Source organism: Bacillus thuringiensis, assembly GCF_001595725.1.
GTDB lineage: Bacteria > Bacillota > Bacilli > Bacillales > Bacillaceae_G > Bacillus_A > Bacillus_A thuringiensis_K.
This window is the reverse complement of the sequence record NZ_CP014282.1, coordinates 4,478,741-4,497,900: the sequence shown is the minus strand read 5'-3', so window position 1 is coordinate 4,497,900 and position 19,160 is coordinate 4,478,741. Positions and strand designations below refer to the sequence as shown.

The following is a 19,160-nucleotide window of genomic DNA, read 5'->3' as shown; positions in this document are numbered from 1 at the left end:
AGCTAAAGGTGCTTGCTTCTTTTTTTTGTTTTTGTTGAAATATATTTAATGGTACACTGTTATTAGTTCAAATTAAATAACTAGATTGTTGAAAGTAGGTTTTAAGTAATGAAGAAAATGGCATTATCCTTCGCGGTCGTAAGTTTATTACTGGGAGCTTGTAGTAACGATAGTAATACGATTAGTAAGAAGGATGAAGTTATACAAAAAGATACAAAAGAAAAAAGTATGATTCCGAGAACTGCTGTTTCTAAAGATTATTATAGAACTGTTATTCCTTTAAAAGAACAAAAGGTTATTAATACAGCTAATATAAAAACAAATTCTAAATTAGATTTAGCAGAGTATGAAAATGGTTTAATAAATATTGCAACGCAACAATTTGATACAGAGAGTCACGTACTGCAATTAAATCAGTATATTCCAGAGAAACTAGTTGATGAACTAGTTGCGAAAGTAGAAGCGCCAGTTTTGACGAATATTATAGAACAAGACTATTTTGGAAAACAGAATTCAAATGAATTAAGTTTATCTGGTGTTATGATTGGCTTAGCTATGTCTTCAAGTGTATCGAATGAAGAAGCTATGTCTAAAGGGTCTGAAGTTGCTAAACAACTTATTGAAGCTATTAACAAAAATGATAAGTATAACAAATCTCCAATTACGTTTGCTATCTTTAAGCAAGAAAGTACTAGTTCTTTAAAAAATGGTACGTATATTGCTAGTGCTACTGTTCAAAAGAATGATACGAACCTTGGAAATTGGAGTACAATTGATGAAAAGTCGTATTCATATCCTTCTGATGAATTTACACAAGCACATGGAGAAGATAATACAAAAATAAATAACTTTGCTAAGGAAATAAAAGGTTTTTCTAATGGAGATTTTATTCCAGTCAACGCTAAAGTTTCTTATAAGAAAGATCAAATGGATACATTAAATATGAATATTGTTATTAAATATAACGGTAAAACAGAATTAATGGCTCTTACCCAATTGGCTGCTCAAGGCATGTTAGACAAATTGCCTAAAGATGCGAAAGTACAATTACAGATTAAGTCCGAGAGTAAAATTGAGGCCGTTATTATAAAAGAGAAAAACAGTGATAAACCGTTTGTTTCCTTCTTGTAAAAAAGACAGTATGTAAACTGTCTTTTTTTTATTTTAAATAAAAATATACAATGTTTTTTGATAGTAATTCATTGCTGTATATCGTGTGACAATCGTATATGTATCAGCTATAATAAGTTATCTTAAAAAAGTAATATATAGGAATTTGAAAGAGGTGGCTTTCTTATGGCATCACAACAATTAGGTCGTTTACGTTCTAAAATTGATCAACTTAATTTACAAATATTAGAGTTACTAAACGAAAGAGGTCGTCTCGTACAAGAAGTTGGTAATTTAAAAGAAATACAAGGTGTGAAACGTTTTGATCCTGTACGTGAAAGAAATATGCTGGATTTAATTGCAGAGAATAATAATGGTCCATTTGAAACTTCGACTTTACAACATATTTTCAAACAAATTTTTCAAGCTGGTTTAGAATTACAAGAAGATGATCATCGTAAAGCATTACTTGTTTCTCGTAAGAAAAAAACAGAAGATACAATTGTTGAAATTAATGGTGAAAAAATTGGTGACGGAAATCAGCATTTTATTATGGGACCGTGTGCAGTGGAAAGTTATGAACAAGTACGTCAAGTTGCTGAAGCAATGAAAGAGCAAGGTCTGAAATTAATGCGTGGTGGTGCGTTCAAACCACGTACTTCACCGTATGATTTTCAAGGTCTTGGATTAGAGGGATTACAAATTTTGCGCCAGGTAGCAGATGAATATGATTTGGCTGTTATTAGTGAAATTTTAAATCCGAATGATATTGAGATGTCATTAGATTACGTTGATGTTATTCAAATTGGCGCTCGCAATATGCAAAACTTTGATTTGCTAAGGGCAGCTGGTGCTGTAAATAAACCAGTATTATTAAAACGTGGTCTATCAGCAACGATCGAAGAATTCATTAATGCGGCAGAATATATTATGGCAAAGGGAAATGGAAACATTATTTTATGTGAACGAGGTATTCGCACGTATGAAAGAGCGACGCGTAATACGCTTGATATTTCCGCTGTGCCGATTTTAAAGAAAGAAACACATTTACCTGTCGTTGTCGATGTAACGCATTCTACAGGGCGACGTGACCTTCTCTTACCAACTGCAAAAGCAGCGCTGGCAATTGGTGCAGACGCAATTATGGCTGAAGTACATCCAGATCCAGCTGTAGCTTTATCAGATGCGGCGCAGCAAATGAATATACCGCAGTTCAATGATTTTATGAATGAATTAAAATCATTTGGAAGTAAATTATAAAAACTTTTAATGAGCTGTTCCAAGAAGGCATTTTGGAACAGCTTTCTCCTATTGTATAGCGACTGTCATTGTCGATTTTTGTTGGTAAGTTGATATATTTAAAAAATCGCTGATATAATTAGAGTTGCGGTCGATATATTTGGAAAATCGCTGATATATTTCGAGTTACAGTCGATATATTCGAAAAATCGCCGATATAAATTTCATTTACTATCGTACTGTTTAAAATAAGATTTCTACTTAGGAAACATCTATTTTTTTACAAAAAATGCCCTTTTTTCATAAAAAATACGAAAATACGAGAAAAGAAGCGAATTTTTTCGAAACTTTTGCGGGAAAATATTGTATGAGCCTGCGTTTTTATCGTATCATTAGTAAAAGGAAGAACTCGGGACGATTGGTGGCATCTGCAAATAGAGTTGATGTCTTTTTTTCATTCAAGTAACCGATACATAAAAATAGATAACAAAAATAGAAGGAGTGTGCGATGAGATGAACGTAACAATATATGATGTAGCGCGCGAAGCAAACGTTTCAATGGCTACCGTATCACGCGTTGTGAACGGTAACCCAAATGTAAAGCCTACAACAAGAAAGAAAGTATTAGAAGCAATTGATCGTTTAGGATACCGCCCAAATGCGGTAGCACGTGGACTAGCAAGTAAGAAGACAACTACAGTAGGTGTTATTATTCCTGATATCTCAAATACGTTTTATGCAGAACTTGCACGTGGAATTGAAGATATCGCAACAATGTACAAATATAACATCATTTTAAGTAACTCTGATCAAAACAAAGAGAAAGAGTTCCATTTATTAAATACGATGCTTGGAAAACAAGTGGACGGAATTGTTTTCATGGGTGAAGATATTACAGACATTCACATTGAAGAATTTAAAAAATCTCCAGTACCAATTGTATTAGCAGCGTCATTTGATGAGCAAAATGAAACTCCATCAGTAAATATTGATTATACACAAGCAGCTTATGATGCAATGAAGCACTTTATTGAGCAAGGACATAAGCGTATCGGTTTCGTCTCTGGTCCTTTCATTGATAAAGCAGGAAGTGCGAAGAAGTTACAAGGTTATAAAAAAGCTCTAGAAGAAGCAAGTATTTCATATGATGAAAATCTTGTAATCGATGGAGATTACACATATGATTCAGGTATTGAAGCATTCGAAAAGCTTTGGAGCAATGATGAAAAGCCAACAGCAATCTTCGTGTCTTCTGATGAAATGGCACTAGGTGTAATCCATGCAGCACAAGACGCTGGATTAAACGTACCAACTGACGTAGAAGTACTTGGTTTCGATAATACACGTCTTGCATTAATGGTTCGTCCGCAGCTTTCAACAGTTGTTCAACCGATGTATGATATCGGTGCAGTAGCAATGCGTTTATTAACAAAGTATATGAACAAAGAAAAAGTGGAAGATCACACTGTTATCTTACCTCACCGTATCCAATTTAGAGATTCAACCAAGTAAGTATAAAAAAGCTCACAGCATTTGCTGTGAGCTTTTATTCGGATTCAGGATAGTATTTTTGTACGACTGTATCCACCGCTTTATTTTTCTTAACGTGTAAAAATCTTGCGTACAATTCTTTTCCAGTTTTAAAGGGGGTATCGTCTAATTCAAACACATGTAACACTTTTCGGAACGTCCACGTTACTTGCTCATCGTACATATTATCGTACGTATCTTCAGATTGCATAGCAATTTTTTTACCAAGTTCGTGAGCATCCTCTAAACTGTTTGCTTTAACAAGAATAATGCTTTCTTCAAAAAGTGTATTGTGATTCTCTTCATAATGCCCATCAATTTTCGTAGAATTAGGCTCACTAGAATGAACAGACTCAAACAATAATTTTACAGCGTACATATTATGCTGCATGTTTCACTTTATAAATAATACTTGCGACAAGCGAAGCAGGTATTGTAAATACGTTACTTTGATAATGGTAATGTACTTGGGATTCTTCATAAGACATATTGTCATATAGTTCGTTTTGTGAGACATTCATTTTTTTCTGTTTTTCTTTGAGCATTTTAATGTAGTTGTACTGTATTGGGACGAGAATGATGAAATAAGCTAATACGATTAGTGAAATCCAAATCATTATGAACACTCCCTTACAAAGGATATTTGTATATGGTAATTATATCAATTTACATGAGGGATATCCATATTTTTCTAGTGGTCAATTTCTTTTCCAAAATGCAAAAAGTTCTTCAGGACTTCGTAAATTATGTTCAAGGCATGTTTGTGAAGTGCGTTTAAAATATCCTACAATATCATCTTCCAATTGAAATCCTCCCTAGTATATAGCTTACCTGGAAGAGTTCTCTATAGATTGTATGATTCCTTGTTATATGTCACATAAGTGTAAAAATAACTATTATAGGGCAATGTCATGTATAATAGAAAGAAAAGGCTTGTGAGGGGGGAAAAGAGATGATCGTTCTTTGGATAATTACGCTTTGTATGACTGCTATTTTTGCATATATGACGTTAAAACAAAATGGTTTAAAGCGATTTGTTCCAGGAAGTATTCTTGCAGGAATTGCCCTTATCACGTATGTAATTTCTATTTTTATTGAAAGTGTATCAGTAGATATGAGCAAAAGTTTAATGTTTATTGGTATTACACTATTTGCAGGTAGCATTATGGTACTTATGGTTGCTGGTATTATTTTATTTATTCATATGAATTCGGAAACGTTATAGCATATAGAAAAGGCATGTCCCGAGGGACATGCCTTTTTATCCGTTCAATTATGCTCTATCTTTAGAAGAATTTTGTTGTTTTAATAAGTCGCGAATTTCGCCAAGAAGTTCTTCTTCTTTTGTTGGTTCTGGAAGTTCTTCTTCTTTTTCTTCTTCTTCTCTTTTAGACGTTAGTTTGTTGAATACTTTAACGAACATAAAGATAGCCGCTGCAATAATTAAGAAATCAAAAATAGTTTGGATGAAGTTACCATACATAATAGATGATTTACCGAATGTAATTTTTAAATCTGTAAAGTCAACGCCACCTAATACCATACCAAGTAATGGTGTGATGATATCTTTTACTAAAGAACTAACGATTTTACCGAATGCAGCACCGATTACAACCCCGACAGCTAAATCGATTACATTCCCTTTGAAGGCGAATTTTTTAAACTCGTTCCACATGTGTTAATCCCATCCTTTCCACGATTCATTATGAAATTTATAATTCCTATCAACATATTCTATAGAAATTTGTGACAGAAATAAAGGGGGAATGGGAATGAAAGTAAATTCTGAAAAATGTATCCGTTTTAATTTTTGCTTACATTATCTAGTAGAGATTGCAATAGTTGCTGCGTTTTTAATCCTTCTAATCCATCTACAACAGGCTTTGTATCTCCGTGTACACATTCAATAAAATGACGAACAGCATCTTCAAAACCACGTTGTTTTAACGTCGTATCCCATGATGGGGAACCACTTTGTGAAACTGAGTTTTCCTGTTCAATTTCAAATGTATTCATATTTTTTACGCGAATGATTTTCCCTGGCGTTACAAGTTCAATTTGTTCTAAATTAGTACCGGCATGGCGATGCATTGCAGTAGAAAGTAATAGTCCACTTGGAGTTGTATATGTATGATGTCCGTAAAGAAGTTCATTCTTTTCATTGATTTGTATCATATTGTGAACGGCGTTAAGGTCATCATTAGCTAACCAGCGAGCAGTATCTACAATGTGTAAATAATCATCTAACATAGTGAAGTCGTACGTATATGGCCCGACTTTATTTGTACGATGCTTTTCAATGCGAATCCATGAAATATCATTAGCCTGTTCTTTGGCAGCGACATACATAGGAACGAATCTGCGATTAAATCCGACCATTAATTTTCGGTTATACTTCTCGCTTAACTCGACTAGTTGCTCAGCTTGTTCCACTGTAGCTGCTAGTGGCTTATCAACATAAACGTCGATTCCCTTTTTCAGAAGTTCAGAAACGATTTCATAATGTGAAGCAGTTGAACTATGAACGAAGATTGCATCGCATTCCGAAGCTAACATTTCAATAGAATGAAAGTCTTGAATACGGTATTGCTGGCAAACTTGTTTTCTTTTCTCAGCGTTAGGTGTAAACGCCCCTACAAAATTCCAATCTGTTTCTTTTGTAAGTGTTGGAAGGTAGGCTTTTTGCGCAATACTTCCAAGTCCAATCATCCCAATTTTAGGTTTGTTCATGTGTATTCCCACCCTATTAATAGTAATGTAACGGGTTAAATGTAGCATAGGGTGGGGGAGGAAGGCAAAAAATAGCTTTTTACTTATTCCCTTCTAACAAAATCTTCTCTATCTCTTCAAAGTTATGAGCACGAGCATGCTCTAGCGGGGTAACACCATCGTTGTCTGGAATAGTTACATCTGCGCCGTGCTCAATAAGAAGGCGAATGACTTGTTGCTGTGTTTCGTTTCCGTTACTTAGTACGATGGCTTCCATTAAAGCTGTCCATCCCAGGTTATTTACATGATTTACATCAATATTTGTTCGAGTGAGGAGTTCTTTTATAACGTCAATATAGCCATGTTCTGAGGCTGGGATAAGAGCTGTTCCGCCGTAAAGATTTGTAATCGTAGGATCTGCACCAGCATCAATTGTTAGTTTTAAAATGTCTAAGTAACCTTCCGCACCGGCGTATAGAAAGGGATTGTTTTTCATGTCATCTTGGATATTTACGTCAGCACCAGCTTCGATAAGTGCTTTTGCGGTTTTTACATCATTTTTGTATGTAGCAATCATAAGAGGGGTACGTCCTTGATTATCCGTCGCATTTATATTTGCACCTTGTTTTAGTAAAGATATAACAGTATTCGTTTCATTTTTTTCAGTAGCTGCTAGTAGTGCAGTCTCCATGTTTGTCATCTCCTTTTTGACTTCTTGTTCTTGCGAGCATCCTTGTAAAAAAATTACGCAACATATCATACTGAATGTTTTTTTGAACATGGAATTTCAACCTCCTAATTTCAACTGTAAAATAGGAACATTAAATTTTTATAAACTGACGCTAAAATTACTATAAAATTGCTTGAGTAATTGAACATATATTTTTATGCTTATAAATAATAAGGTTTGATAAAGTGAGGATTTAAGATATGTCTATTAAAACAAGGTTTTTATTTTCTTATATTGCTGTTATCCTCGTTTCCATTACGCTTATATTAGTCGCGGGATTTTTAATCGTTTTTTCGATAACAGGTGACTTGGAAGCAGTAAAAAATTTCTATAAAAGTTCTTATATTCAAAAGCCACTTACACCAGAAGAAGAGAATGCCTATCTTGAGTTGAAGTCAGCAGCTAAACAGCATCAATCTCAATTGTTAGATGAGTCGTTTGTCTCAGCAATAGAAAAAGAGGGTGTGAAAATAGTAGTAAGAAAAGGAGAAACACTTTCATATGCTTCAAACGTATTTGAAAGTGTATCTTTAAAAGAAGCCCTTCCGAAATTTGAAGCGGCAAATATTAATAGTCGTGGTACAACGGAACTAGGCGATACATTTTATCGATATGTAAAGTTTGATTTTTATTTTCCTCAGGAAGAAGAGGGAAGTATATTTGTACTAAAAAAGCAAAGTTCATTTGTAGATCTTACACAAAAATTATTTCCAATCTTATTCGTATCTCTCTTACTACTAGCCATTTTACTCATTGGATTATTAAGTTACCTCGTTTCAAGAAGTGTAATAAAACCAATTTTTGTATTGAAAGGCGCAACGGAGAAAATTAAAGAAGGAAATTTAGATTTTCAAATACCAGTTACATCACACGATGAAATAGGGCAATTAAATCAAGGATTTGAGGAAATGAGGAAGAGATTAAAAGAATCGATAGAGATGCAAACACAGTATGAAGAAAATAGAAAAGAGCTTATTTCAAACATCTCTCATGACTTAAAAACACCGATTACATCAATTATCGGATATGTAGAAGGAATAAAGGACGGGGTAGCAAATACGCCAGAAAAAATGGATAAGTATTTAACAACTATCCATACGAAGGCAAAACATATGGACACACTAATTGATGAACTCTTTTTGTTTTCGAAGCTCGATTTGAATCGAGTTCCCTTTCAGTTTGAAACGGTTGAATTAAATATGTTTATGCAAGAGTTAATCGAAGAGATGCAAATGGATTTAAGTAAAGAAGGTATAGAAGTTAACTTACAATTACATGCATCACCACTATATGTAACGGCTGATTGCGAAAAGATCAATAGAGTTATATCAAATTTAATTCATAATAGTGTGAAATACATGGATAAAGAAGAGAAGAAAATTACTGTAACAGTATCGAGTGATAATAATAAAGTTATTGTGAAAGTGATGGACAATGGATCAGGTATAGAATCTGATACATTGCCGTATATCTTTGAACGTTTTTATCGTGCAGAACAATCGCGGAATTCTAGCACAGGTGGAAGTGGACTTGGTTTAGCAATAGCGAAGCAAATTGTTGAAGAACATGGCGGGGAAATTTGGGCGGAAAGCGAGCTTGGTAAAGGGACAAGCATTTTCTTCTCATTGGAAAAAGTAGAGGAATGTGGTGAGTAAATTGAAAAGAATTTTACTAATAGAAGATGAAGTAAGTATTGCAGAATTACAGCGAGATTATTTAGAAATTAATGATTTCCAAGTTGATGTAGAGCATTCAGGAGAAATAGGTTTACAAACAGCCTTGCAAGAAGACTATGATTTAATTATTTTAGATATTATGCTTCCGAAAATGAACGGATTCGAAATTTGTAAACAAATACGTGCTGTAAAAGATATCCCGATTTTACTTGTTTCAGCAAAAAAAGAAGATATAGATAAAATTCGCGGACTCGGATTAGGAGCGGATGATTATATAACGAAACCGTTTAGCCCGAGTGAATTAGTCGCAAGAGTAAAAGCACATATTGCCCGTTATGAAAGATTATTAGGAAATGTGAGTAAGCAACGTGATACGCTATATATTCACGGAATTTCTATTGATCAACGAGCGAGGAAAGTTTTTATAAACAATGAAGAAATCGCGTTTACAACGAAGGAATTTGATTTATTGACATTCTTTGTAACGCATCCAAACCAAGTATTAAATAAAGAACAGTTATTTGAACGCATTTGGGGATTAGATTCCGCTGGTGATTTAGCCACTGTTGTCGTCCACATTAGAAAACTACGTGAAAAAATTGAAAGAGATCCTGCTCACCCGCAATATATTGAAACGGTATGGGGAGCTGGTTATCGTTTTAATGTGTAGGGAACCTGTCAAAGTTTTGGCAGGTTTTTTTATGTGATCAAAAGGGGAAAATAGGTAATTTATGTTAAAATATAAAGAGAGATAAAACATAGGAGAGTGTGAGAGGGCGTGCTACATTTTGGGAGATACATTAAAAGATAATAAATCAAACAAGGCTTTAAAGATTGGAACCAATATCATACTTATCTTATTAATTATCGGTGCAATACAAATGTTTTATGATGAAGATTATACAAATGATCATTTTGGTTGGTTATTTATGATGGTCTTTTTTGCAATTAAAATAGTTTCTAGTTTTCTAATAAGTTTAAAAGAAGGAGATAAAAAGGCAGTATTTATTGATTTAGGTTTAGTGGTTTTGTGTGTTCTTCTTTTAATTGTTACTAGTTGAAATACTTCTTTTGAAAAAAGCTCATAGTCTCATAGAGGCTGTGAGCTTTCCTTAATAATAACGGTACTGGCGTAACGATTTATAAAATGTTTGAGTAGTAGAAGTAAACTGAGCAGCTTCTTCTAAAAAAGGATAATGATTACTCTCTTCAAGTGTCACAAAAATAGAATTACGTATGCCCTCATGCATATCGATAGAATACTGAATCGGGCACTGCACATCGTGTCTTCCGCATATAATAAGGGTCTTTGTTTGGATGGAAGGTAAATTCTTTCTTAAATCAAATGAAAGATATTCATTGGTGAAAGCATTCATACGGCTAGCGGACATAGTTTTTTGGATTGGTTTACAAAAATAAGAATTGTAGTTTTCCGGTTTATATAATGATAATTTTGTTCTCTTAGTAGATAGCTCTTTCCGTTCTTCACTTGTAAGGAGAGGGTTTTTTAAGTTTTCGATGAGTTTTTGCATATAATGAAACTGCGGATGTTCTGGATGATAAATGCAAAAGGGTGTTTCGGTGTAGTTGCTTGCTGCCGCTCCAACGAGTACTAATGATTGTAAGGAATTTGGATAGGTAATTGCATATAAAAGTCCAAGCATACCACCTGTTGAATGACCGGCGAAATGCCATGTTGGAAGTTGTAATGCTTCTCGTATGGCTTCTAAGTCGTGGATTGTTTCAATCATGCTTAATTCGTTTTCTGACTGGGCGGTTACAGAGCGACCAGTATCTCGTAAATTAATGAGAAATACACGATGCGTAGCAGTAAAAACATCCGCAAAGTAATCCCCAGTTTCATTAAATTGTAAATAGTGATGTGTAATACAAAGCGATTCGCCATTTCCTTGTGTAAAGAGTTCAAATGTACCGCGTTTCGTGTTGATTATTTGTTGTGTCCACATAATATCACGACCTTTTCTCATAAAAGTTGGGCCAGACTGTTATAAAATGAAAATATATCAGCGATTATTAGAATATATCGGCGCAACTCGGAATATATCAGCGATTATCAAAATATATCGGCGTAACTCGGAATATATCAGCGATTATTAACATATATCGACTTACCGACAGAAAACGACAATAATAGCAAGCTTCAAATAAAAGGAGGCTATTCAAAAACGAGCCTCCTTTTCGTTTAGTATAAAGATTTTGTCATATTATTCCGAATAATTTCAAGGGATTTCGCTACAGTTAATGCGTTTTTTTCTTCAATTTCTGGTTTACGGGGGATAGGTTTATACATGTTGTCTGGATCTTCCCATGTGAGGGGAAGTTCTGTTTCTGCTTGTTCTTTCCAAGCTTCAATCCATTCTGGAGGGAGATAACCTGAGATGTTTTGGATGTTGTTCATTTCGAGCCAAATGAGTGCCCAAGCTCTTGGAACGACGCGCCAGTGATCGTAGCCACCGCCGCCGACAGCAATCCAGCGACCGTCGCAATATTCGTTAGCGATTTCGCGAGCGAGCTTCGGTATTTCGCGGTAAATATTCATCGTCGCACAAAGATGTGTAAGTGGGTCATAATAATGTGCGTCAGCACCATTTTGCGTTAAAATAATATCCGGTTTAAAGTACGCTGCAACTTCTTTTACAACAGTTCGATATGATTCTAAGAATGATTCATCTTCTGTAAAAGCATCGAGTGGAACGTTAAAAGAATAACTATAACCATTACCTTGTCCACGTTCGTTTACAGCGCCAGTTCCAGGGAATAAATAGCGACCAGTTTCATGCAGTGAAATGGTGCATACGTTAGGGTCATCATAAAACGACCACTGTACGCCATCACCGTGATGAGCATCTGTATCAATATATAAGACGCGTAAACCGTATTTCTTCTGAATATACTTCATTGCTATGGAGCTATCGTTATAAATACAAAAGCCAGATGCTTTACCACGGAAGCCATGATGTAAGCCGCCTCCTAAGTTAAGCGCGTGTTTTACTTTTCCGGAAAGAACAGCATCGACAGCTGTTAACGTACCACCAACGAGCAATGCACTTGCTTCGTGCATATTTGGGAACATTGGTGTATCTTCTGTTCCGAGTCCATATGTCATCGCAATTGATTTTTCTAACTTTCCTTCTCCAGCACGTTTTACCGCATTTATGTACTCCTCTGTATGAATGTAGGCAATCTCTTTATCTGTAGCCATCCGTGGTGAGATGATTTGAGAGGGAGAGATGAAACCGCCCTTTTGTAATAAATCATACGTAAGTGTGACGCGCAGTTGGTTAAAAGGATGATCAGGGCTAAATGAATAGCCCCGAAAGTCATCCGAATAAATAAACGCGCTACTCATGCCTGCATCCCCATGATGTTTGGCCATAATACGCGGTAACCTTCTGCTTCAAGTGCATCAATCACTTTTAGAGGATTCATCGTTTGAATGCGGAAAACGAGTACTTTATCATTCTCGTCTTTTGCTGGGTAGACGAGAACGCTCACGATATTTATTTGTAAATCACTAAAAATAGCAACGACTTTTCCAAGAATACCAGGTTCGTTTTTTACTTGAATTTCAATTTGCGAACTTGGTTGATGTGCTCCTGTTAATTTTACTAATGTGTGCAGTACTGTAGATTCAGAAATGATTCCAACTAACTTCCCGGCCTTTGTAACAGGAAGACAGCCAATTTTATTTTCAAAAAATAAAGTAGCAATTTCCTCAACGAAATCGAGAGGATGGCAAGTCATAACAGGATGTTTCATAATAAGTTCGAGCGGTTGCTGTAGCATATCGAGTGAAACTTGTTCATCTAGAATAGACGGACTTGCATCTCTTACATCCCGATCAGAAATAATGCCTACGACGTGATTATTTTGATCGACAATTGGAATGTGCCGAATGCCTTTCGTGCGTATCGTTCGGATTGCTGTTTCGATTGTATCGTTTGGATGTAATGTAACTACATTTTGATTCATAATTTCTTCTGCAATCATTCCAGTTGCCCCCTTTATTAATACATAAAACGATTGTGAAAACGTAGACGATCAAAAGCTTGAATAGAATCCGTATCAACGCGTTTACCGATGCGGACCATTAAACAGTTGGCAGGATGTGAACAAATTTCAGGATCGTCTGTAGCCATCCATTGTAACCCGCCAGCATTCATCATCTTCTCCATTACTTTTCGGTATTCCCACACATTCAATCCTGTTTGTTTCAAATCCCAGTGCCAATAATATTCAGTCGTCAATATAATGTAATCTTCCATATAATCGTCCATCATAGAAACCTCTAGTAAGTTCTTTCCGACAGAACTCCCGCGGAAGGCTGGGACTACTTCAATTGCCCCAAGCTCAATTAAGTTTTCCATTTTTCCTTCTGACCATCGTTCAAGTGGATCAGGATACAAGTATGTAACATATCCAACAATTGTTTGGTCATGTCTAGCAATAATGAGACGAGCTTCTGGTAATTTAGAAATTTCGACAATTGCTTTATATTGTTGCTCGGCAGGACGAAACGCAATTAAGTCTGGATGAAACTCATACATTTCTAAGTTATGTGTAGAGACAGGACCTTCAATAATTAAAGTGCCTTTCGCTGTTTTTAAGTTTCTAGCATTATATATTTTTTTATGAATCAATGTATTGCTCACCACCTTGAGGGTTTGTGAATCTATTAATATCGTACTGTATAATATATGCGATGTGAATCGAAATTTGTCATTAAAAATTTGTCTAAAAATCAACAAATATACTGAAAATTTTAAATAATGTCATTATAATAGATAATAGAATACATAGGAGGGGGATGTAAAGTATGAAAGTAGAAACGCTTCCTGTCATTAAAGGAGAAAATAATTTGCCGAATTATGATGAGGCATACGCGAATTTTAACTGGGAAGAGGTTAATAAAAACTTTACTTGGAATGAAACAGGCCGAGTAAATATGGCGTATGAGGCAATTGATAAGCATGCGAAATCCGATCGAAAGAATAAAGTAGCTCTTTATTATCAAGATGGATCGCGAAAAGAGAAATATACATTTAAGGAAATGAAGGATTTTTCTAATAAAGCAGGAAACGTCCTTAAGAATTATGGCGATGTAGAAAAAGGCGATCGCGTTTTTATTTTTATGCCACGTTCTCCAGAGTTATATTTCGCACTTTTAGGTGCAGTGAAATTAGGAGCAATTGTTGGACCGCTATTTGAAGCATTTATGGAAGGCGCAGTTCGCGATCGCTTAGAAGATAGCGAAGCAAAGGTGTTAATTACAACGCCTGAATTGTTAGAGCGCGTACCATTAAATGATTTACCGGCTTTAAAAACAGTTTTCCTTGTTGGAGATAATGTAGAAGAAGGCGGTAAAACGGTAGCGTTCAATCCTTTATTTGAACAAGCTTCAAAAGAATTACATATTGAATGGTTAGGCCGTGAAGACGGCTTGATTCTACATTACACGTCTGGTTCTACTGGTAAGCCAAAAGGTGTGCTTCATGCGCAAAACGCAATGGTTCAGCACTATCAAACGGCGAAGTGGGTATTAGATTTAAAAGAAGACGATGTATATTGGTGTACTGCTGACCCGGGCTGGGTAACTGGAACAGCTTACGGTATTTTCGCACCGTGGTTAGTTGGAGCGTCAAACGTTATTTTAGGTGGACGCTTTAGTCCAGAAGCTTGGTATGAAGCACTGCAAGATTACGGTGTGACGGTTTGGTACAGCGCACCAACAGCATTCCGTATGTTAATGGGAGCTGGACAAGACGCAATTAAAAAATATGACTTATCACAAGTTCGTCACGTATTAAGCGTTGGTGAGCCGTTAAATCCAGAAGTAATTCGCTGGGGTATGAACGCATTTGGACTTCGTATTCATGATACGTGGTGGATGACAGAAACAGGTGGACAAGTTATTTGTAACTACCCTTGTATGGAAATCCGTCCAGGTTCAATGGGTAAACCAATTCCAGGTGTGAAAGCAGCGATTGTTGATAATGAAGGAAATGAAGTGCCTCCTTACACAATGGGTAACTTAGCAATTGCGAAAGGTTGGCCATCTATGATGCGCGGGATCTGGAATAACCAGCAAAAATATGAATCTTATTTCATGCCGGGAGATTGGTACGTATCAGGCGACTCTGCCTATATGGATGAAGATGGATACTTCTGGTTCCAAGGACGTATTGACGATGTAATTATGACGTCAGGTGAGCGCGTTGGTCCGTTTGAAGTAGAAAGTAAATTAATCGAGCATGCTGCTGTTGCAGAAGCCGGTGTAATTGGTATTCCTGATCCGGTGCGCGGCGAAATTATTAAAGCATTTATCGCACTTCGAGCAGGATACGAACCATCTGATGAATTAAAAGAAGAAATTCGTCAATTTGTAAAGAAAGGCCTAGCAGCTCATGCAGCGCCGAGACAAATTGAATTTAGAGATAAATTACCGAAAACGAGAAGTGGTAAAATTATGCGTCGCGTATTAAAAGCGTGGGAGTTAAACTTACCAACAGGTGACTTATCAACGATGGAAGATTAAGAGAGAAAGGTCTGAACGAAAAATGTTCAGGCCTTTCTTTTTTATGATATCATGAACTTATATATATAAGTTAAAGGGGATAGTATGATGAAAACAGAAAAGGAAAAGATGATACTAGGAGAAATGTACATACCGGCTGATCCAGTTTTAGTACAAGAAAGAGAGCAAGCACGTATATTAACGAGAAAATTAAATGATACGCCAGAAGAGCAATTGAAAGAGCGTAGCGAAATCGTAAAAGAATTATTCGGAACGACAGGAGATAATATTCATCTTGAATCTTCTTTTAGATGTGATTACGGCTATAACATTCATGTCGGTGAAAATTTTTACGCGAACTTTGACTGTACGATTTTAGACGTATGCCCGGTAACAATCGGAGTGAACTGTATGTTAGCTCCAGGTGTTCACATTTATACAGCAACGCACCCACTTGATCCGGTAGAGCGTATAAGCGGATCAGAATACGGAAAACCAGTTACAATTGGCGATAACGTATGGATTGGCGGAAGAGCAATTATTAATCCAGGTGTAACAATTGGAGACAATGCGGTGATCGCATCTGGTGCTGTCGTAACGAAAGATGTGCCTAATAATGTAGTAGTTGGCGGGAATCCTGCAAAGATTATAAAAAAACTAAAATAATATTTGAACGAAGTGCCTTCCTCGTCTGTATACATTTATGAAAGAATAGATGAGGGAGGCTTTTATATGTCTAATAAATTACTTCTTACTTTTGCTGTAATTGGAATTATAGTTGTATTTTCTTGTGGTCTTTTCTTACCGATACCAATTGGATATAGAGTATCAATGCTTACAGCTGGAGTTATAATGGGTGTTATGTTTTCAATCATTATTCCATTTGATAGAAAACATATAGTACGGAAAAATGGATATAAAATTGATTTTACAAAAACAAAAGTGTATTTTCGCTGGAATGTATTTGACACTATTTCTATCTGCCTTGCGTTGTATGCATGCATATGTGTGCAAGCGTTAAATACTTTAGTTACAATGGGATTTACGATTCAAAACCCATATGTGCAATTTTTTACAAATCAATCACAATTGTGGATTTTTATTGCGATTGCATATTTAATTTCCCGTATTTCATTAACGTTAAAAGGAATAAAGGAGATCAAAAATCATGGCGCAGATTGGGATTGAGGAGGAGCTCATGCTTGCGTATCAAAGTGGAGATAAACAAGCAGGAGAAAGACTATATGTTTTAATCAAACCAGCGCTATACACATTTTTATATCGATTTAACCGAGATGAACAATTAAGTATCGATCTTGTGCAAGATACGTTTTTGACGCTAGAGCGTAAGAAACATATGTATGAACTTGAAAAAGGTAAAATAAAAACGTATTTATTTCAAATTGGTTATCGTCTTATGATTAATAAATTAAATAGGAGAAAAAAGTGGCGTACGCTTTTGCCATTTTTAGTGCCGATTCCGGAAAAAGAATTTTCTCACGAAGATCGGCTCACAGTAAGAGAAGCAATTTTGAAAGTTCCAGAAGAGCAAAGAGCGGTCCTAATCCTTTCTTATTATCATGACATGCAGCAAAAAGAAATTGCAGAGATATTAAACATTCCGATTGGAACGGTGAAATCGAGACTTCATAACGGGATAAAGAAATTGAAACAATTGCTGGAGGTGGACGAAATTGAGCGAAAATCCCTTTAAGAGTGAATATAAGTTAAAGCAACATTTAGATAGTGATCATGTAGAAATACCAAACTTTCCAAAAACGGTAAGTCGATTCGATCGATTAATCGGGTTTCTTGGTTCCCCAGCGAAAGATCCTGTGGAGGCGACCATTGGGAATGATTTATCGATTGTGTTTCATGTATCATTATTAGTTGGGGTTCCAATTCTTTCTCTTATTACGATACTCTTTATGGTGTTGTAAAGGATTGACAAGAAGGGAAACCTGACCTCTATTTGACACGCCTATATAAATGATGGTATAAAGAAAAGTATATGAATAATTGAGCGTGGAAAGGGAGAAGTAGTGATCATTTCCCTGTTTTAGAGAGCTGATGGCCGGTGAAAATCAGCACATAGATGATCGCGAATTACGCCCCTAGAGCATCTTTTTTCGATTGAATTGTATTCAAAAGGGAAAAGACGGTGCTAAGCCGTTATGTAAATAAGGTGGTAGGCTTTTTTTTGCCTGCAACTAGGGTGGTAACGCGATAATCAAAATCGTCCCTTATTTGAAGGGGCGATTTTTTTATGTTTTCAACTTTCACGCCAGTAATGAACTTAAAGGAGAGTATGTAGGATATGGGTATTTTACAAGATCTTGAATTTCGCGGTCTAATTAATCAGCAAACAGATGCTGAGGGCCTTGAGCAATTATTAGAAAAAGAAAGCGTTAAATTATACTGTGGTTTCGACCCGACAGCGGATAGCTTACACATCGGTCATATGTTACCAGTATTAATGTTACGTCGTTTCCAATTAGCTGGTCATCAACCAATCGCACTTGTTGGCGGTGGTACTGGTATGATCGGTGACCCAAGTGGTAAAAAAGCAGAGCGTACATTAAATACGAAAGATACAGTTGCTTACTATACAGAAAGCATCAAAAACCAACTTTCAAACTTCTTAGAGTTTGAAAACGTGGACAATCCAGCAACGATGGCTAACAACTACGACTGGCTTGGTAGCTTAGATGTCATTTCATTCTTACGCGATATCGGTAAAAACTTCGGTTTAAACTATATGTTAGCAAAAGATACAGTAGCATCTCGTTTAGAAACTGGTATTTCATTCACTGAGTTTAGTTACATGATTTTACAATCATACGACTTCTTAAACTTATACCAACAACATAATTGCCGTCTGCAAATCGGTGGTAGTGACCAATGGGGTAACATTACAGCTGGTCTTGAATTAATCCGTAAATCAGAAGAAGATGCGAAAGCATTCGGTTTAACAATTCCACTAGTTACTAAATCTGACGGTACGAAGTTTGGTAAAACAGAAGGCGGCGCAATCTGGTTAGACCCAGAGAAAACAACTCCTTACGAGTTCTACCAATTCTGGATTAACACAGATGACCGCGACGTTGTTAAATACTTAAAATACTTCACATTCTTATCTCATGAAGAAATTCTTGAGCTTGAAAAGCAAGTAGCTGAAGCGCCAGAAAAACGTGCAGCACAAAAAGCATTAGGTGCAGAAATGACAAAACTTGTTCACGGCGAAGAAGCATTAGAGCAAGCGATTAAAATTTCAGCTGCATTATTCAGCGGTTCTGTAGCAGAACTAACTGCAAGCGAAATCGAACAAGGATTCAAAGACGTACCATCTGTAGAACGTACTGCAGAAGATACAGTATTAATCGACTTACTTGTAGAAAGCAAAATCTCTCCATCAAAACGTCAAGCACGTGAAGATGTAACGAACGGCGCAATCTACGTAAACGGTGAGCGTACACAAGCATTAGACTACGTTGTAACAGAAAACGACCGCATCGAAGGTAAATTCACAATCATTCGCCGCGGTAAGAAGAAATATTTCTTAATTCGTTACTAATCAGAAACGAATATAAAACAAATAGTACCCCGAATTGTAGGCTGAAAAGTCTATGAT

Annotated in this window: 22 protein-coding genes and 1 other annotated feature; of the genes, 13 read left to right on the top strand and 9 right to left on the bottom strand. The window is 36.0% G+C overall.

Annotated features, from left to right (window positions below; genetic code table 11):
• Nucleotides 1–108: 108 nt before the first annotated feature.
• The 3 genes from AXW78_RS22570 to ccpA all read left to right on the top strand — a co-directional run bounded on the left by AXW78_RS22570 (nt 109) and on the right by ccpA (nt 3,861).
• Complete coding sequence (locus tag AXW78_RS22570; RefSeq protein WP_000738000.1) at nt 109–1,131, top strand: CamS family sex pheromone protein; 1,023 nt, start codon at nt 109–111, stop codon at nt 1,129–1,131.
• A gap of 165 nt (nt 1,132–1,296) precedes the next feature.
• Entirely contained in the window at nt 1,297–2,370 is a 1,074-nt protein-coding gene (locus tag AXW78_RS22565; protein WP_061884676.1) for a bifunctional 3-deoxy-7-phosphoheptulonate synthase/chorismate mutase, read from the top strand.
• A gap of 492 nt (nt 2,371–2,862) precedes the next feature.
• Nucleotides 2,863–3,861, top strand: coding sequence for a catabolite control protein A (gene ccpA, locus AXW78_RS22560; protein ID WP_001103300.1), 999 nt, complete (start codon nt 2,863–2,865; stop codon nt 3,859–3,861).
• Nucleotides 3,862–3,895: 34 nt separating this feature from the next.
• On the opposite strand, the gene AXW78_RS22555 is transcribed toward ccpA, so the two are convergent.
• Nucleotides 3,896–4,258 (bottom strand): DUF4288 domain-containing protein, encoded by a 363-nt coding sequence (locus tag AXW78_RS22555; protein WP_003302999.1) that lies wholly within the window; start codon nt 4,256–4,258, stop codon nt 3,896–3,898.
• Nucleotide 4,259: 1 nt separating this feature from the next.
• Complete coding sequence (locus AXW78_RS22550) at nt 4,260–4,496, bottom strand: DUF3949 domain-containing protein (protein WP_000637899.1); 237 nt, start codon at nt 4,494–4,496, stop codon at nt 4,260–4,262.
• A 335-nt stretch (nt 4,497–4,831) separates the two neighbouring features.
• Here AXW78_RS22550 and AXW78_RS22540 point away from each other — a divergent pair, with 335 nt between their 5' ends.
• On the top strand, nt 4,832–5,104 hold the full coding sequence (locus tag AXW78_RS22540) for a DUF3917 domain-containing protein (RefSeq protein WP_000636586.1): 273 nt from the start codon (nt 4,832–4,834) through the stop codon (nt 5,102–5,104).
• A 48-nt stretch (nt 5,105–5,152) separates the two neighbouring features.
• On the opposite strand, the gene mscL is transcribed toward AXW78_RS22540, so the two are convergent.
• The 3 genes from mscL to AXW78_RS22525 all read right to left on the bottom strand — a co-directional run bounded on the left by mscL (nt 5,153) and on the right by AXW78_RS22525 (nt 7,369).
• The gene (mscL, locus tag AXW78_RS22535; RefSeq protein ID WP_061884675.1) at nt 5,153–5,554 is read right to left on the bottom strand and encodes a large-conductance mechanosensitive channel protein MscL; all 402 of its coding nucleotides are present in this window, start codon (nt 5,552–5,554) and stop codon (nt 5,153–5,155) included.
• A gap of 128 nt (nt 5,555–5,682) precedes the next feature.
• Nucleotides 5,683–6,609 carry a Gfo/Idh/MocA family protein gene (locus AXW78_RS22530; RefSeq protein ID WP_001039692.1) on the bottom strand — a complete coding sequence of 309 codons (927 nt, stop codon included), beginning with the start codon at nt 6,607–6,609 and terminating at the stop codon, nt 5,683–5,685.
• 79 nt (nt 6,610–6,688) lie between these two features.
• Complete coding sequence (locus AXW78_RS22525) at nt 6,689–7,369, bottom strand: ankyrin repeat domain-containing protein (RefSeq protein ID WP_000475117.1); 681 nt, start codon at nt 7,367–7,369, stop codon at nt 6,689–6,691.
• Nucleotides 7,370–7,518: 149 nt separating this feature from the next.
• Between AXW78_RS22525 and AXW78_RS22520 the strand changes: the two genes are divergently transcribed.
• From AXW78_RS22520 to AXW78_RS22510, 3 genes are all read left to right on the top strand, one after another.
• A complete protein-coding gene (locus tag AXW78_RS22520) occupies nt 7,519–8,973 on the top strand; it encodes a sensor histidine kinase (protein WP_000023862.1) in 1,455 nt (484 codons plus the stop codon).
• A 1-nt stretch (nt 8,974) separates the two neighbouring features.
• On the top strand, nt 8,975–9,664 hold the full coding sequence (locus tag AXW78_RS22515) for a response regulator transcription factor (RefSeq protein WP_033673118.1): 690 nt from the start codon (nt 8,975–8,977) through the stop codon (nt 9,662–9,664).
• A gap of 118 nt (nt 9,665–9,782) precedes the next feature.
• Complete coding sequence (locus AXW78_RS22510) at nt 9,783–10,055, top strand: hypothetical protein (protein WP_000502923.1); 273 nt, start codon at nt 9,783–9,785, stop codon at nt 10,053–10,055.
• A gap of 51 nt (nt 10,056–10,106) precedes the next feature.
• Here AXW78_RS22510 and AXW78_RS22505 read toward each other — a convergent pair whose 3' ends face one another.
• The 4 genes from AXW78_RS22505 to acuA form a co-directional block, all read right to left on the bottom strand.
• A complete protein-coding gene (locus AXW78_RS22505) occupies nt 10,107–10,982 on the bottom strand; it encodes an alpha/beta fold hydrolase (RefSeq protein ID WP_116777526.1) in 876 nt (291 codons plus the stop codon).
• A gap of 215 nt (nt 10,983–11,197) precedes the next feature.
• On the bottom strand, nt 11,198–12,364 hold the full coding sequence (acuC, locus tag AXW78_RS22500; RefSeq protein ID WP_080345739.1) for an acetoin utilization protein AcuC: 1,167 nt from the start codon (nt 12,362–12,364) through the stop codon (nt 11,198–11,200).
• Complete coding sequence (locus tag AXW78_RS22495; protein ID WP_061884673.1) at nt 12,361–13,005, bottom strand: acetoin utilization AcuB family protein; 645 nt, start codon at nt 13,003–13,005, stop codon at nt 12,361–12,363. Before AXW78_RS22495 ends, acuC begins: the two co-directional genes overlap by 4 nt.
• A 17-nt stretch (nt 13,006–13,022) precedes the next feature.
• The gene (acuA, locus tag AXW78_RS22490; RefSeq protein ID WP_000581388.1) at nt 13,023–13,655 is read right to left on the bottom strand and encodes an acetoin utilization protein acetyltransferase AcuA; all 633 of its coding nucleotides are present in this window, start codon (nt 13,653–13,655) and stop codon (nt 13,023–13,025) included.
• 176 nt (nt 13,656–13,831) lie between these two features.
• Here acuA and acsA point away from each other — a divergent pair, with 176 nt between their 5' ends.
• From acsA to tyrS, 6 genes are all read left to right on the top strand, one after another.
• Nucleotides 13,832–15,550: an acetate--CoA ligase gene (gene acsA / locus AXW78_RS22485; RefSeq protein ID WP_000862049.1), complete on the top strand. Its 1,719-nt coding sequence runs from the start codon at nt 13,832–13,834 to the stop codon at nt 15,548–15,550.
• 84 nt (nt 15,551–15,634) lie between these two features.
• The gene (locus AXW78_RS22480) at nt 15,635–16,195 is read left to right on the top strand and encodes a maltose acetyltransferase domain-containing protein (protein WP_002026426.1); all 561 of its coding nucleotides are present in this window, start codon (nt 15,635–15,637) and stop codon (nt 16,193–16,195) included.
• A gap of 66 nt (nt 16,196–16,261) precedes the next feature.
• A complete protein-coding gene (locus AXW78_RS22475) occupies nt 16,262–16,717 on the top strand; it encodes a hypothetical protein (protein WP_000066457.1) in 456 nt (151 codons plus the stop codon).
• On the top strand, nt 16,698–17,243 hold the full coding sequence (locus tag AXW78_RS22470; protein ID WP_000057201.1) for an RNA polymerase sigma factor: 546 nt from the start codon (nt 16,698–16,700) through the stop codon (nt 17,241–17,243). Before AXW78_RS22475 ends, AXW78_RS22470 begins: the two co-directional genes overlap by 20 nt.
• A complete protein-coding gene (locus tag AXW78_RS22465) occupies nt 17,224–17,469 on the top strand; it encodes a hypothetical protein (protein ID WP_001293792.1) in 246 nt (81 codons plus the stop codon). The genes AXW78_RS22470 and AXW78_RS22465 overlap by 20 nt, the downstream gene beginning before the upstream one ends.
• A 77-nt stretch (nt 17,470–17,546) precedes the next feature.
• Nucleotides 17,547–17,776: a binding site (T-box leader), on the top strand.
• A 70-nt stretch (nt 17,777–17,846) separates the two neighbouring features.
• A complete protein-coding gene (tyrS, locus tag AXW78_RS22460; RefSeq protein ID WP_000512086.1) occupies nt 17,847–19,103 on the top strand; it encodes a tyrosine--tRNA ligase in 1,257 nt (418 codons plus the stop codon).
• Nucleotides 19,104–19,160 lie beyond the last annotated feature (57 nt).

Coding starts and splice junctions, on each gene's coding strand:
- AXW78_RS22475 (WP_000066457.1), top strand. CDS start 16,262: ATGTCTAATAAATTACTTCTTACTTTTGCTGTAATTGGAATTATAGTT.
- AXW78_RS22525 (WP_000475117.1), bottom strand. CDS start 7,369: ATGTTCAAAAAAACATTCAGTATGATATGTTGCGTAATTTTTTTACAA.
- AXW78_RS22530 (WP_001039692.1), bottom strand. CDS start 6,609: ATGAACAAACCTAAAATTGGGATGATTGGACTTGGAAGTATTGCGCAA.
- AXW78_RS22570 (WP_000738000.1), top strand. CDS start 109: ATGAAGAAAATGGCATTATCCTTCGCGGTCGTAAGTTTATTACTGGGA.
- AXW78_RS22550 (WP_000637899.1), bottom strand. CDS start 4,496: ATGATTTGGATTTCACTAATCGTATTAGCTTATTTCATCATTCTCGTC.
- AXW78_RS22540 (WP_000636586.1), top strand. CDS start 4,832: ATGATCGTTCTTTGGATAATTACGCTTTGTATGACTGCTATTTTTGCA.
- mscL (WP_061884675.1), bottom strand. CDS start 5,554: ATGTGGAACGAGTTTAAAAAATTCGCCTTCAAAGGGAATGTAATCGAT.
- tyrS (WP_000512086.1), top strand. CDS start 17,847: ATGGGTATTTTACAAGATCTTGAATTTCGCGGTCTAATTAATCAGCAA.
- acuC (WP_080345739.1), bottom strand. CDS start 12,364: ATGAGTAGCGCGTTTATTTATTCGGATGACTTTCGGGGCTATTCATTT.
- ccpA (WP_001103300.1), top strand. CDS start 2,863: ATGAACGTAACAATATATGATGTAGCGCGCGAAGCAAACGTTTCAATG.
- AXW78_RS22480 (WP_002026426.1), top strand. CDS start 15,635: ATGATGAAAACAGAAAAGGAAAAGATGATACTAGGAGAAATGTACATA.
- AXW78_RS22495 (WP_061884673.1), bottom strand. CDS start 13,005: ATGATTGCAGAAGAAATTATGAATCAAAATGTAGTTACATTACATCCA.
- AXW78_RS22555 (WP_003302999.1), bottom strand. CDS start 4,258: ATGTACGCTGTAAAATTATTGTTTGAGTCTGTTCATTCTAGTGAGCCT.
- AXW78_RS22520 (WP_000023862.1), top strand. CDS start 7,519: ATGTCTATTAAAACAAGGTTTTTATTTTCTTATATTGCTGTTATCCTC.
- acsA (WP_000862049.1), top strand. CDS start 13,832: ATGAAAGTAGAAACGCTTCCTGTCATTAAAGGAGAAAATAATTTGCCG.
- AXW78_RS22565 (WP_061884676.1), top strand. CDS start 1,297: ATGGCATCACAACAATTAGGTCGTTTACGTTCTAAAATTGATCAACTT.
- AXW78_RS22505 (WP_116777526.1), bottom strand. CDS start 10,982: ATGAGAAAAGGTCGTGATATTATGTGGACACAACAAATAATCAACACG.
- AXW78_RS22470 (WP_000057201.1), top strand. CDS start 16,698: ATGGCGCAGATTGGGATTGAGGAGGAGCTCATGCTTGCGTATCAAAGT.